Raw genomic sequence first — 12,001 nt, 5'->3', positions numbered from 1 at the left:
GCAGCGCCGCCCGCTCGGCCGGGTCGAGGCCGCCCTCCGGGCCGATCAGGACCGCGAGCGGGCCTCGCGCCAGCGGGCGCAGCGTCGCCATGGAATCGGCCTGCTCCGCGGCCTCGTCGCAGAAGGCCAGCGGCAGGTCCTCGGGCCAGCGCGCCAGCGCCCGATCCAGCGGCTCCGGGTCCAGCACCTCGGGAATCGCCAGCACGCCGCACTGCTCTGCGGCCTCGATCACGTTGGCGCGCATGCGGTCGAGATTGACGCGGGTCGCCTGGGTGCGGCGGGTCAGCACGGGGCGCAGCCGCCCGGCGCCCATCTCCACCGCCTTCTGCACCATGTAGTCGAGCCGGGCGTGCTTCAGCGGCGCGAACAGGTAGTCGACGCCGGTCGCCGGGGTCTGCTCGCGGGTGCGGCGCTCGGCGACGACCTCGACGCGCTTCTTCTCCACCGCCGCGACCCGTCCGGCCCATTCGCCGTCCCGGCCGTTGAACAGCAGCAGCGCCTGCCCCGGCGCCACCCGCATCACGTTGCGCAGGTAGTTGGCCGGCGCGTCGGTCAGCGTCAGCGTCGCGCCCTCAGCCAGCGTCTCGTCCACGAACAGCCGGGAGGACAGGAAATCGTCGTCGTCCGCCATGACGCCCTTTCTGGAGCCGGTCGGGAGGAAGCCCGCGCGAGACGGAACGTGTCGGCCGTCGCGTCGCCGACCTCGTGGATAGCCGCCTTCGACGGGCCTGACGAGACGGGCGAGCCGGCTTTCGCTCCATGGCGGAACACGGGCCTCCGGAGCGACGCCGGCCGCGCCGGTTAACGACACGTTAAAATTTCCCGCCGCGCGCGGGCGAATCCCGTTGGCGGGGCCGGGGTCCCGCGATATCGAACCCTCTGCGGCGGGGTGGGGATCTCGTCCGAGGGGACCAGCGCGGTGGACAAGAGCCTGTGGAAGACGGCGGCGATCGGCTTTCTGACGCCGATCGTGCTGCTGGCGCCGTTCCAGAACGCCCGCGCCGGCTTTCTGGACTGGCTGCTTGGGCGCAAAGCCCCGACGGTCAGCGCGCCCGTCCATCCCGAGGTCACGGTCGCCCAGACCGCGACGCGGAAGGTCCGCAAGCGCGCGGCGGTCGCCAAGGCGGCGCCGGCTCTGTCGCCGCAGGAGCAGCTCGCCCGCACCATCGACCCGGAGCGCACGCCGGACTGGCATCTGGTCGATCCGACGCTGCGACGGGGCGACGTGCTGTTCCTCAAGGACCGGGTGGTGGTGTTCATGGGCGGTGAGCCCAGCGCGCCCGGCGCCTACATGCCCGTCAGCCAGACGCGCCTGTTCACCGCCCGGGAGCGCCGCCTGTTCGCCTCCATGGCGCGGGACCGCGCCGCGCCGCCGCGCCCGACGCGGCTCGCCCGGGCGCGCTGAGGGGCAGGCGGTTTTCGTTGGCCTTCGGGCCGCGTCCCGCTAGACCGGAGCGACCCCGCTCCCGCACTGCGAGACGAGCCATGATGAACCGCGCCGCGGCGACGGCGGCCGCCGTCACGATCCCCGGCCTTCTCCCGGCGTTCGTCGCCGGGCCGGCATGGGCGGCCGGGGCGTCCCATGTGGACGGGGCGGGTCTGTCGCCGGCGTGGACGCTGCCGCTGATCGGCCTGCTGCTGTCGATCGCGCTGCTGCCGCTCGCGGCGCCTCATCTTTGGCATCGCCGCTACGGCGCGATCGCCGCCGGCTGGGCGCTCGCCCTGCTGGCGCCCTTCGCGTGGGTTCATGGCGCGGGTCCTGTCGCGGGCGAACTCGCCCACGCGCTGCTCGCCGAGTATCTGCCGTTCGTCGCGCTGCTGTTCGCGCTGTTCACCATTTCCGGCGGCGTGCTGGTGACGGGCGACCTCAGGGGCTCGCCCGCGGTCAACACCGCGCTCATCGGCGTCGGGATGCTGCTCGCCAGCGTCATCGGCACCACCGGCGCCTCCATGGTGCTGATCCGGCCGCTGCTGCGCGCCAACGAGGGCCGCGCCCGCAACGCCCATGTGGTGGTGTTCTTCATCTTCCTGGTGTCGAACGTGGGCGGCGCGCTGACGCCGCTCGGCGATCCGCCGCTGTTCCTCGGCTTCCTGAAGGGCGTGGACTTCTTCTGGACCACGCTCCATCTCGGCGCGCCGACGGCGGTTCTGGCGGCGATCCTGCTGCCGCTGTTCTACCTGATCGACCGCTGGTTCCGGGCGCGGGAGGCGGCCGCGGCCGCGCCCGTTCCCCGTTCCGAGACCGCGCCCCGCGCCCGGCTCGGGCTGCGGGGTCTGCGGAACGCGCCGCTGCTCGCCGGCGTCGTGGCCGCCATCCTGCTCAGCGGGCTCTGGCGGCCGGGCGTCGCGTTCGACGTGCTCGGGACCGAGGTGACGCTACAGGCGATCGTGCGCGACGCGGCGCTGGTCGGCCTCGCGCTGGCGTCGATCGCGATCACGCCGCGCGATCTCCGGACCCAGAACGGCTTCGACTGGGAGCCGATCCGCGAGGTGGCCAAGCTGTTCGCGGCGATCTTCGTGACGCTGATCCCGGCGCTGCTGATCCTGAAGGCGGGCGCGCGCGGCGCCGCGGCCCCGCTGGTGGCGCTCGTCAGCGGCCCGGACGGCGCGCCGGACCCGGCGGCCTATTTCTGGCTCACGGGCCTGTTGTCCAGCATGCTCGACAACGCGCCCACCTATCTCGTGTTCTTCAACCTCGCGGGCGGCGACGCGGCGGCGCTGATGGGGCCGCTCGCCCGCACGCTCGCCGCCATCTCCGCCGGCGCGGTGTTCATGGGCGCGCTGACCTACATCGGCAACGCGCCGAACTTCATGGTGCTCGCCATCGCCCGCAACCGCGGCGTCGCCATGCCGAGCTTCTTCGGCTACATGGCGTGGTCATGCGCTGTGCTGGGGCCGTGCTTCGCCCTGCTGACGCTGCTGTTCTTCCTCTGAGCGGCCGGGAGACGCCGGAATGTCCCGCAGAATCGTGTTTTCGCTCGTCCTGCTGGCGGGCGTCGCAGCGCTTGCGGCCTGGATCAGCTGGAGCCGCACCCAGCCCGAGCGCGCCGCGTCCGGCCTGTCGGGCGAGGGCCGCGCCACCTTCGTGAAGGCGGCGGAGGACGCCTGCGTGGCCGCGCAGACCGGCGGGGGCGCGGACGCGCCGTCGCCCGAGGAGTTCCGCACCTTCTGCCGCTGCTACGGCGAAGCGATCGCCGACGCCATGACGCCGCAGGAGGTGGAGCGCCTGTCGCGCCTGCCGCGCGAGCAGATCCTCGCCGCGCAGGAGACCCAGGCGGCCGAGGCGTTCCAGGCCTGTTCGGGCGACGCGAAGGAGGAGGCCGGCGCGCCGCGCTGAACGGCCTCCCCGACCCGCCTTCCTACGGGGATATCAGCGGCGGATGAAGCCGACGATGTCCTTGACGTGGTTCATGGTCTCGCTCGCGATCGCCTCGGCGCGGGCGGCGCCGTCGCCCAGCACCCGCTCCACATGGGCGGGGTCGGCCAGCAGCCGCTGCATCTCGGCGTTGATCGGCGCGAGCTTCGCCACCGCGAGGTCCACCAGCGCCTGCTTGAACTGGGAGAACTGCGCGCCGCCGAATTCGCCCAGCACCGCCGCCGGGTCGGCGTCGGACAGCGCGGCGTAGATGCCGACGAGGTTGTCCGCCTCGGGCCGCGCCTTCAACTCCTCCACCGCGTCCGGCAGCGGCAGCGGATCGGTCTTGGCCTTGCGGATCTTGGCGGCGATCTGGTCGGCGCTGTCGGTCAGGTTGATGCGGCTCGCGTCCGACGGATCGGACTTCGACATCTTCTTCGCGCCGTCCCGCAGCGACATGACGCGGGTCGCCGGCCCCGCGATCAGCGGCTCCGGCTGGGGGAAGAATTTCTCGGCGAGCCCGTTCGCGGCGATCGAGGCGGCGAAGTCGTTGTTGAACTTCTGCGCGATGTCGCGGGCGAGCTCCAGATGCTGCTTCTGGTCCTCGCCCACCGGCACGTGGGTGGCGCGGTAGACCAGGATGTCGGCCGCCATCAGGTTCGGATAGGCGTAGAGGCCGACCGAGGCGTTCTCGCGGTCCTTGCCCGCCTTCTCCTTGAACTGGGTCATGCGGTTCAACCAGCCGAGGCGGGCGACGCAGTTCAGCACCCAGGCGAGCTCCGCGTGCTGGGGCACCTGCGACTGGTTGAAGACGATGTTCTTCTCGCCGTCCACGCCCGCGGCGAGGAAGGCGGCCGCCACCTCGCGGATGGAGCGGCGCAGCTCCGCCGGGTCCTGCCACACGGTGATCGCGTGCATGTCCACGACGCAGTAGATGCAGTCGTATCCGCTCTGCATTTCGGCGAAGCGCTTGATGGCGCCGAGATAGTTGCCGAGGTGGAGGTTGCCGGTCGGCTGGACGCCGGAGAACACCCGCTGGGACATCTGCATTTGCCTCATGAACGAGGGCGCGTTATGGCCTCCGCGCCCCTCGCGCGCAAGAGCCGCCCGGCCCGCGCGATCCCCGCGAAATTCGGAGACGCCTCCCATGTCTGACGCGCGCCACGACGTCCTCGGCATCGGCAACGCCATCGTCGACGTGATCGCCCGCACGGAGGACGATTTCCTCGTGGCCGAAGGGCTGGTGAAGGGCTCCATGGCGCTGATCGACGAGGCGCGCGCCGAGGCGCTCTACGGCCGCATGGGCCCGGCGACGGAATCCTCCGGCGGTTCGGCCGCCAACACGCTGGCGGGCGTCGGCTCGTTCGGCGGCCGGGGCGCCTTCGTGGGCAAGGTGAAAGGCGACGTGCTGGGCGACGTCTTCGCCCACGACATCCGCGCCATCGGCGTCGATTTCCGCACCCGCCCGGCGGGCGAAGGCGCCGCCACCGCCCGCTGCTTCGTGCTGGTGACGCCGGACGGCGAGCGCACCATGAGCACCTATCTCGGCGCCTGCCAGGCGCTCGGGCCGGACGACATCGACGCCGAGACGGTGGCGGCGGCGAAGATCACCTATCTCGAGGGCTATCTCTGGGATCCGGCCGACGCCAAGCTCGCCTTCCGCAAGGCCGCCGACATCGCCCATGGGGCGGGCCGCAAGGTGGCGCTGTCGCTGTCGGATTCCTTCTGCGTCGACCGTTATCGCGCCGAGTTTCTGGAGCTGATCCGCGGCGGGACCGTGGACCTGCTGTTCGCCAACGACAGCGAGCTGAAGTCGCTCTACGAGACCGGCGACATCGAGGCCGCGCTGCAGGCGGTGGCGAAGGACGCCAAGCTCGCGGCCGTCACGCTCGGCGCCGACGGCTGCGCGATGGTTCAGGGCGACGCGCGCCTCGCCGTGCCCGCGGCGCCGGTCGACGGCGCGATCGTGGACAAGACCGGCGCCGGCGACCTGTTCGCCGCCGGCTTCCTGCTCGGCCACGCCCGCGATCTCGGCCTGGCCCGCTCCGCCGAACTCGGCGCGCTGGCGGCGGCGGAGGTGATCTCCCATGTGGGCGCCCGGCCGCTGGTCAATCTGGAGCAGCTCGCCAAAGAGCGCGGGCTGCTCTGAGGCCGGCCGAAGCGTTCCGGCCGAACGCGCGTCGCGGCCCCGCATGGCGGGCATGACGGCGACGCTTTGAGGCTGGCTCAAACCGCGCGGCGCCGCCATCCTCCCGCCCCATGACCGACGCGTCCCCGATCCCCGTCTTCGACGGCCACAACGACACGCTGCTCCGGCTCTACGAGCGCCGCGACCCGGACCGGGGCGCGGCGGCGTTCCTCAAGGGCGGCGTCGGCGGCCACATCGATCTGCCCAAGGCGCGGGCGGGCGGGCTCGCCGGCGGGCTGTTCGCCATCTTCACGCCTTCGCCCCATCTCGGCGTCGACTATCTCGAGATGATGCGCGCCGCGGCCTACGATGTGCCGTTTCCCGATCCGCTGCCGCTCGGCGACGCCCAGCGCGCCGTCTTCGGCATGGCCGCCACCCTGTTCGCGATCGAGCGGGCGTCGGAGGGCGCGGTCGCGGTCTGCCGCAGCGTCCGCGACATCCGCGCCGCCATGGCGCAAGGCGCGCTTGCCGCCGTGCTCCACATCGAGGGCGCGGAGGCGATCGGCCCCGACCTCGACGCGCTGCATGTGCTGCACGCCGCCGGCCTGCGCTCGCTCGGGCCGGTGTGGAGCCGGCCGACCGTCTTCGGCCATGGCGCGCCGTTCCGCTTCCCGTCCTCGCCGGACATCGGGCCGGGCCTCACCGACGCGGGGCGGCGGCTCGTGCGGGAGTGCGACGAGCTCCGGGTGGCGATCGACCTCAGCCATCTGAACGAGGCCGGGTTCTGGGACGTGGCGAAACTGTCCCGGCGGCCGCTGATCGCGACCCATTCCAACGCCCATGCGGTGACGCCCCACGCCCGCAATCTCACCGACGCCCAGCTCGACGCCATCCGCGACAGCGGCGGGCTTGTCGGGCTGAACTTCGCCACCTGCTTCCTGCGCGAGGACGGGCGCATGACGGCGGACACGCCGCTTGAAGCCATGACGCGCCATCTCGACCACCTGATCGGCCGGCTCGGCGTGGACCATGTGGGCTTCGGCTCGGATTTCGACGGCGCGATCGTGCCCGCGGCGCTCGGCGACGCTTCGGGCCTGCCCCGGCTGATCGCCCATCTGCTGGCCCACGGCTACGACCGGGACACGGTGGAGAAGCTCGCGCTCCGCAACTGGCTCGGCGTGCTGGAGCGCGTCTGGGGCGACTGAGGCGCGCCGGCCCGTCAGCGGATCAGGCCGACGGCCTTCAGCGCCTTGGTCACGGCCGCCTCGACGGCTTTGCGCGCGCTGCGGCGTTCGGGCGTCCGCGCCGGCGCCTTGGGCGCGGCCCGGACGGGGGCGCGGGCCGGGGCGGGACGGGGCCGTCGCGGGGCGGCCGACCGGCCGATCCCCCAGAACGCCAGCGTCTCCAGCGCCTGCGACACGCCCACGTCCAGCATGTAGGGCGCCGCGATCTCGCCCTGCGCGACGTCCAGCGGCACGCCGTGGCCCATACCGTCGATCCGGATCTCCTGCACCGCGCCGTCGCCCCAGACGCGGCGGGTCACGCCGTCGCGCCGGTCCTCGGTCAGGGTCGCGGGCGAAAGGGCGTGCAGGTCGAGCCATTGCCGCGCCAGCGCGTCGGCGTTGGCGGGCGCGACGGTCTCGTCCGCCTCGCCCTGCCAGATCATCACCCGCGGCCAGGGGCCGGCGTGGTCGGAGGCGGCGCGAACGCGGTCGCCCCAGTCCGTCCCGCTGCGCTCCACGCCCTTGCCCATGGCGGCGAAAGCCTCGCCGACGCCCGCCGCCGCGCCATAGGGCAGCCCCGCCACGATGGAGCCGCCGGCGAACACCTCCGGATAGGTCGCGAGCATGGCGCAGGCCATGGCCCCGCCCGCCGACAGGCCGGTGACGAACACGCGGCGGCGGTCGATGCGGCGCTCCGTCGCCATGGCCTCGATCATGGCGCGGATGGAGGCGACCTCGCCCTGGCCCCGCCGCACCGCCTCCGGGGTGAACCACGAGAAGCAGAGCTTCGGATTGTTGGAGCGCCGCTGCTCGGGACACAGCAGCGCGAAGCCGTGGCGGTCGGCGAGCTCCGTCCATCGCGAGGACGACTGGTAGCCGCCCGCGAGCTGCGTGCAGCCGTGCAGCGCCACGACCAGCGGCGCGCCGGGCTTCAGCCCCGCGGGGACGTAAGCCTTCATGACGAGGCGACCGGGATTGTCGCCGAAATCGCGCACGGTGGTCAGGCCGGTTTCGTCGCCTGCGCCACCGGTGGCGGCGGAGCGGTCGGACCACAGATCGAAGCTTGGCGCGCCGAAACGGAACATGGCCTTGAGCCTCCTGTCGATGACGGGGCCGCCGTTCCTCGATAGGGCGGCGGGCAGGATTATGTTGCGATGCAATATAAGCCGGAAAAAGGCGCTGACAGGGCCATCGGGGCATGGCCGTTCCGTTCGGAGCGCGGAGCCGATATGGTCCGCCGCCGTTTCGACCCCCTTCAGGGAGCCCATCATGACCGCCGCCACCCCTCCGGATCGCCTCTCCGTCCACCCGGACAGCCCCCATTACGACGAGGCGGCGCTGACGCGCGGCGTCGGCGTCCGCTTTAAGGGCGTCGAGAAGACCAATGTGGAGGAGTATTCGGTCGCCGAGGGCTGGATCCGCGTGGCGGCCGGCGGCGCCAAGGACCGGTTCGGCAACGCCATGACGCTGAAGCTGAAGGGCCCGGTGGAGCCCTATTTCCGCGACGAGGCCTGACGCTTCGGCGTCAGCCCGCGCGGCGCGCGTCCGGGGCCGGCGCCCGAGCGGCGGGTGCCGGCTCCGCGCGGCGCAGCGGCGGCAGCGCGTCCATCACGCGGCTCGCGGGCAGGGTGACGATCACCTCGGTGCCCTCCCGGAGCTTGCTGTTCAGCGCGAAGCCGCCGCCGTGCAGGTCCACGAGGCCCTTCACGATCGGCAGGCCGAGGCCTGCGCCCTGCTCGGCGGTCTTGATGGCGAGCGTGCCCTGGCCGAACGAGGCCAGCACCGTCGGAATCTCGCTCTCGGGAATGCCGGGGCCGGTGTCGGCGACGCTCAGATACTGGCCCCCGGAGGCGGTCCACCCCACCTTGAGGGTGACGACGCCGCCGGGCGGCGTGAACTTGATGGCGTTCGACAGCAGGTTGAGCGTGATCTGCCGCAGCGCCCGCTCGTCGGCCCACAGCGGCGGCAGATTGGACTGATAGAGCTCGCGGATGACGACGCCCCGGTTCTTGGCGCGGAGCTTCAGCAGGTGATGGCAATCCTCCACCACATGGGCGAGCCGCACGCTCTCCTCGTTCATCTCGTAGCGCCCGGCCTCGATGCGCGACAGATCGAGGATCTCGTTGATCAGCTCCAGCAGGTGCTGCCCGCTCTGGTGGATGTCGCCGGCGTATTCCTTGTAGGTGGGCACGGCGTGGGCGCCGAACACCTCCGCCTTCATCACCTCCGAGAAGCCGAGAATGGCGTTCAGCGGCGTGCGCAGCTCGTGGCTCATGGTGGCGAGGAAGCGGGATTTGGCGAGGTTCGCCTCCTCCGCCCGGCGCCGCGCCTCGTCGGAATTGGCCTTGGCCTGCTCGAGCTCGCCGATGAGCGCGTCCTTCTCGGCGCGAAACTCCAGCCCCTCCAGCGTGTTGCGGTAGAGCTTGCGGCTGAGCAGCAGGAAGTAGATCTCGGCCGCGAGCGTCATGGCGACCACGGCCTTGGCGCCCGCGCCGTCCTCGAACAGATAGGCGCCCGCGACCGCCCCCGCGATCGGCGCGGTGGCGGCGTAGACCGCGGGCGGCACGCTCGCCGCCAGCATGGCCGCGATCGCGACCCCGACCAGCATGACGAACAGCGCCATCACCTCGGAGGCTTCGGGCTGGCCTGCGAGCACGAAGGCGAGCAGACCCCAGGCGAGGGCGTTCAGCGCCTCGACCAGCGCGAATCGCCCGCTCCAGCGGCGGGCGTCCGGCTCCTCGCCGCCGCGTCGGAGGAAGCGGCGGGCGGTCGCGAACACCAGCGCCTGCCCGGCGAGGGCGGCGGCGAGCCAGAAGCCCGCGAGCGCGGCCGGGGCCCAGATCGTGGTCGCCGCGGCGATGAGCAGCGTCAGCGTCGCCACCGCCGGGGCGGCGGAGACCCGGTTCAGCGCGTAGCCGCGCAGGAGTTCGTGATCGAAGGCGTGGCGGGAGCCGGAGGTGGAGGTCAGGCGCTCGCGCTCGAAACGCACCCGGGCCGCGACCGAGCGGCGCCGGTCCGGCGTCCGTTCGGCCGGTTGTCCGTCCGGGCCGGTTCCGGCCGGAAGATCCAACATGTCCACCTGCGTCACCCGCCCAGAACGGCGCCTCCACTCGCGGCGACCATGGGGCGCAAAGGCTTAAGACGGTGCTGACGGGACCGTTCGATTGCTCCGGGTCGGCCGACGCGCGCCTCGCCGGCCTGCTCGCCGAGATCCGGGCCTGCCGCATCTGCCGGGACCGGCCCCGCGGCGCCCCGCTGCCGCACGAGCCCCGGCCGGTGGCGCGGGCGTCCCTGTCCGCGCGGCTCGCGGTGTGCGGGCAGGTGCCGGGCGTTCGGGTCCATGCGAGCGGGGTGCCGTTCAGCGATCCGTCCGGCGTGCGGCTGCGGCGGTGGATGGGCGTGACCGACGCGGAGTTCTACGACGAGGCCCGTGTCGCCGTGCTGCCCATGGGCTTCTGCTTTCCCGGACAGGACGCCCGCGGCGCCGACCGGCCGCCGCGCCGGGAATGCGCCCCGGCCTGGCGGACGCAGCTGTTTGAGGCGCTGCCGAACGTGGAGCTGGTGCTGGCGATCGGCCGGCCGGCGCAGCTCTGGCATCTCGGCCCGGACGCCAGCCCCTCGCTGACCGAGACCGTCGCCCGCTGGCGGGAGATCCTGGCGCGGCCGGTTCTCCTGCGCGTGCTGCCGCTGCCGCACCCGTCCTGGCGCAACAACGCGTGGCTCCGGCGACATCCGTGGTTCGAGAGTGAACTCGAACCCGCCCTTCGCGCGTTGGTGCGGCGCGCGCTCGATTCCTCGCCCGGCCCGCGCAGGGCGGGACCCGATCCCGCGTGACAGCAGTCGAGAGGGGCGCGCTTCAAAACGCGCAACCAAGGAGAGCACACATGAAATCCATCGTCGCCGCAGCGCTCGCCGCGACCGTCGCCCTGGCTCCGCTTGCGGCCGTCGCCGGTCCCAAGGATGAGCCGACCCGCGAGCAGCGGGCCGAGAAGCGCGCCGAGATGATGAACAAGCGGTTCGAGCGGCTGGACGCCGACAAGGACGGCTCGCTGAGCCGCGAGGAGGTGCAGGCCGCCCGCGGCAAGGCGTTCGACCGGATCGACGCCAACAAGGACGGCGTCATCGACAAGGACGAGGTCAAGGCCCACGCCGAGGCCATGAAGAAGCGCGCCGAGGAGCGCGGGCGCAAGGGCAAGGGCGGCGACCGGGCGCAGAAGATGTTCGAGCGTCTCGACAAGGACAAGGACGGCAAGGTCACCCGCGAGGAGTTCCTGGCCCGCACCGCGCCGTGGTTCGACCGCGCCGACGAGAACAAGGACGGCAAGGTCTCCAAGGAGGAGATGGCCGCCTTCATCGCCAAGGCCAAGGAGCGCGGCCCCAAGGGCGGCAAGCATGGCGACCACGACAAGGGCGACAAGCACGACAAGAAGGGCCCGGACCACGACAAGAAGGGTCCCGGCCACAAGGACCATGACGACGGTCTGGACGACGGCGGCGACGAGGACGCCAACTGATCCCGCGGCGGGGACCCGGCCATGACCGTGTCCGCGCCCGTGCGGTCCTCCTGCGCCGTGGACGCGGCGCGGGAGGCTCCGCGCGCGCCCTTGCGGCTGGCGCCGGACATGGAGCCTGACGACGACGCGCTGATGGCGCTGGCGGGCGGGGGCGACCAGCGCGCCTTCGCCCGGCTCGTCGCCCGCCATGCGCCCAGGGCGCAGGCGGTGGCGCACCGGTTCACCGGCTCGGCGGCCGAGGCGGAGGACATCGTGCAGGAGGCGTTCTGGCGGGTGTGGCGCTCGGCCGACCGCTGGACGCCGGGCGGCGCGCGGTTCTCCACCTGGCTGCACCGGGTGGTGGTGAACCTCTGCGTCGATCACGACCGGCGGAAACGAATCCGGCGGCTGCTGCCCTTCGCCGACCTGTTCGACCCGCCGGCGGACGATCCCGGCCCGGCGCGCGAGGCCGAGGCGCGGGGCGAGGTCGCGGCCGTGCGGGCCGACATTCTGACGCTGCCCGCCCGCCAGCGCGCGGCGCTGCTGCTCGCGGCGGACGGTGAGCGGTCCAATGCGGAGATCGCCGCGACGCTGGGCGCCAGCGAGAAGGCGGTGGAATCCATGCTCGTCCGGGCCCGGCGCACGCTGCGCGCCCGGCAGGCGGCGCGCGAGGAGAGCGCGAGATGACGACCCGAGACGCTTTCACCTTCGAGGCTTTTTCCGCCGCGCTCGACGCCCGCGGCGCCGATCTGGCGCGCTGGCCGGAGGCGGACGCCGCGGCGGCGGACGCGCTTCTCGCCCG

General features: G+C 72.7%; 13 protein-coding genes. 9 read left to right on the top strand and 4 right to left on the bottom strand.

Going from position 1 to position 12,001, the window contains the following annotated elements; all coding sequences use genetic code 11:
* Window positions 1–631, bottom strand: a 631-nt coding sequence (locus ACFQ4O_RS10535) for a 16S rRNA (uracil(1498)-N(3))-methyltransferase (protein ID WP_378775650.1), incomplete at its 3' end; no start/stop codon positions are given.
* A gap of 288 nt (window positions 632–919) precedes the next feature.
* Here ACFQ4O_RS10535 and ACFQ4O_RS10530 point away from each other — a divergent pair.
* The 3 genes from ACFQ4O_RS10530 to ACFQ4O_RS10520 all read left to right on the top strand — a co-directional run bounded on the left by ACFQ4O_RS10530 (window position 920) and on the right by ACFQ4O_RS10520 (window position 3,337).
* Window positions 920–1,405, top strand: coding sequence for a hypothetical protein (locus ACFQ4O_RS10530; protein ID WP_378775649.1), 486 nt, complete (start codon window positions 920–922; stop codon window positions 1,403–1,405).
* Window positions 1,406–1,485: 80 nt separating this feature from the next.
* Complete coding sequence (locus tag ACFQ4O_RS10525) at window positions 1,486–2,934, top strand: sodium:proton antiporter (RefSeq protein WP_378775648.1); 1,449 nt, start codon at window positions 1,486–1,488, stop codon at window positions 2,932–2,934.
* A gap of 19 nt (window positions 2,935–2,953) precedes the next feature.
* Window positions 2,954–3,337 (top strand): hypothetical protein, encoded by a 384-nt coding sequence (locus ACFQ4O_RS10520; RefSeq protein WP_378775647.1) that lies wholly within the window; start codon window positions 2,954–2,956, stop codon window positions 3,335–3,337.
* Between the two features lie 33 nt (window positions 3,338–3,370).
* On the opposite strand, the gene trpS is transcribed toward ACFQ4O_RS10520, so the two are convergent.
* On the bottom strand, window positions 3,371–4,405 hold the full coding sequence (gene trpS / locus ACFQ4O_RS10515) for a tryptophan--tRNA ligase (RefSeq protein ID WP_378775646.1): 1,035 nt from the start codon (window positions 4,403–4,405) through the stop codon (window positions 3,371–3,373).
* 97 nt (window positions 4,406–4,502) lie between these two features.
* Between trpS and ACFQ4O_RS10510 the strand changes: the two genes are divergently transcribed.
* Together ACFQ4O_RS10510 and ACFQ4O_RS10505 are read left to right on the top strand one after the other, a co-directional pair.
* A complete protein-coding gene (locus ACFQ4O_RS10510; RefSeq protein WP_378775645.1) occupies window positions 4,503–5,504 on the top strand; it encodes an adenosine kinase in 1,002 nt (333 codons plus the stop codon).
* Window positions 5,505–5,614: 110 nt separating this feature from the next.
* The gene (locus ACFQ4O_RS10505; RefSeq protein ID WP_378775644.1) at window positions 5,615–6,688 is read left to right on the top strand and encodes a dipeptidase; all 1,074 of its coding nucleotides are present in this window, start codon (window positions 5,615–5,617) and stop codon (window positions 6,686–6,688) included.
* Between the two features lie 14 nt (window positions 6,689–6,702).
* On the opposite strand, the gene ACFQ4O_RS10500 is transcribed toward ACFQ4O_RS10505, so the two are convergent.
* Window positions 6,703–7,791 carry an extracellular catalytic domain type 1 short-chain-length polyhydroxyalkanoate depolymerase gene (locus ACFQ4O_RS10500; protein ID WP_378775643.1) on the bottom strand — a complete coding sequence of 363 codons (1,089 nt, stop codon included), beginning with the start codon at window positions 7,789–7,791 and terminating at the stop codon, window positions 6,703–6,705.
* Between the two features lie 184 nt (window positions 7,792–7,975).
* On the opposite strand from ACFQ4O_RS10500, the gene ACFQ4O_RS10495 reads away from it, so the two are divergent.
* On the top strand, window positions 7,976–8,221 hold the full coding sequence (locus ACFQ4O_RS10495) for a DUF3297 family protein (RefSeq protein WP_378775642.1): 246 nt from the start codon (window positions 7,976–7,978) through the stop codon (window positions 8,219–8,221).
* A gap of 10 nt (window positions 8,222–8,231) precedes the next feature.
* Here ACFQ4O_RS10495 and ACFQ4O_RS10490 read toward each other — a convergent pair whose 3' ends face one another.
* Window positions 8,232–9,779: a sensor histidine kinase gene (locus ACFQ4O_RS10490; protein ID WP_378775641.1), complete on the bottom strand. Its 1,548-nt coding sequence runs from the start codon at window positions 9,777–9,779 to the stop codon at window positions 8,232–8,234.
* Window positions 9,780–9,850: 71 nt separating this feature from the next.
* Here ACFQ4O_RS10490 and ACFQ4O_RS10485 point away from each other — a divergent pair, with 71 nt between their 5' ends.
* Genes ACFQ4O_RS10485 through ACFQ4O_RS10475 form a run of 3 tightly spaced genes read left to right on the top strand, consistent with a single transcriptional unit; the run spans window position 9,851 to window position 11,886 of the window.
* Entirely contained in the window at window positions 9,851–10,540 is a 690-nt protein-coding gene (locus tag ACFQ4O_RS10485; RefSeq protein ID WP_378775640.1) for a uracil-DNA glycosylase family protein, read from the top strand.
* Window positions 10,541–10,590: 50 nt separating this feature from the next.
* The gene (locus tag ACFQ4O_RS10480) at window positions 10,591–11,220 is read left to right on the top strand and encodes an EF-hand domain-containing protein (RefSeq protein ID WP_378775639.1); all 630 of its coding nucleotides are present in this window, start codon (window positions 10,591–10,593) and stop codon (window positions 11,218–11,220) included.
* 21 nt (window positions 11,221–11,241) lie between these two features.
* Window positions 11,242–11,886, top strand: a complete 645-nt coding sequence (locus ACFQ4O_RS10475) for a sigma-70 family RNA polymerase sigma factor (protein ID WP_378775638.1) — start codon at window positions 11,242–11,244, stop codon at window positions 11,884–11,886.
* Window positions 11,887–12,001: the final 115 nt, after the last annotated feature.

Source organism: Methylopila musalis (assembly GCF_042679725.1).
GTDB classification, from domain to species: domain Bacteria; phylum Pseudomonadota; class Alphaproteobacteria; order Rhizobiales; family Methylopilaceae; genus Methylopila; species Methylopila musalis.
This window is presented reverse-complemented; position numbering and strand designations above follow the sequence as displayed.